This is a genomic window from Mesorhizobium sp. M8A.F.Ca.ET.207.01.1.1, assembly GCF_004794715.1.
Taxonomy (GTDB): Bacteria; Pseudomonadota; Alphaproteobacteria; order Rhizobiales; family Rhizobiaceae; genus Mesorhizobium.
This window is the reverse complement of sequence record NZ_SRUS01000088.1, coordinates 1-449: the sequence shown is the minus strand read 5'-3', so window position 1 is coordinate 449 and position 449 is coordinate 1. Positions and strand designations below refer to the sequence as shown.

Annotated in this window: 1 protein-coding gene; it reads left to right on the top strand. The window is 64.8% G+C overall.

All coding sequences use genetic code 11. The annotated features are described in order from the left end of the window. Nucleotides 1-449: aldolase/citrate lyase family protein (locus EN850_RS33585; RefSeq protein ID WP_246689318.1), on the top strand; the 449-nt coding region annotated here is incomplete at both ends.

The window sequence follows — 449 nt, the reverse complement described above, 5'->3', positions numbered from 1 at the left end:
CGAACGACAAGGCGCTCGCCAAGATCGGCTCGCTTGCCTGCGATGCCGTCATCATCGATCTGGAGGATGCCGTCCTGCCCGCCGACAAGGCTGCCGCGCGCGGCAAGGTCGCAGGCATCCTGGCCGACCGCGAAAAACGCTGCGAGATGGTGGTGCGCATCAACCCTTTGGCCAGCGAATGGGGCGCCGACGATCTTCTGACTGTCGCCAAGGCTGAGCCCGACGGCATTCTTCTGCCCAAGATCGGCACGCCGCGCGACATCCTGGAGGCCGGCGACCTGCTCGACGACAATTTCGCGCCCGACAGCGTGAAACTATGGGCGATGGTCGAGACGCCCAAGGCGCTGCTCAACATCGGCGCCATCGCCGAGCTCGGCCGTGACCCGGCCTCGCGACTCGCTTGTTTCGTTGTCGGAACGAATGATCTGGTGAAGAGCACCGGCGTTCTG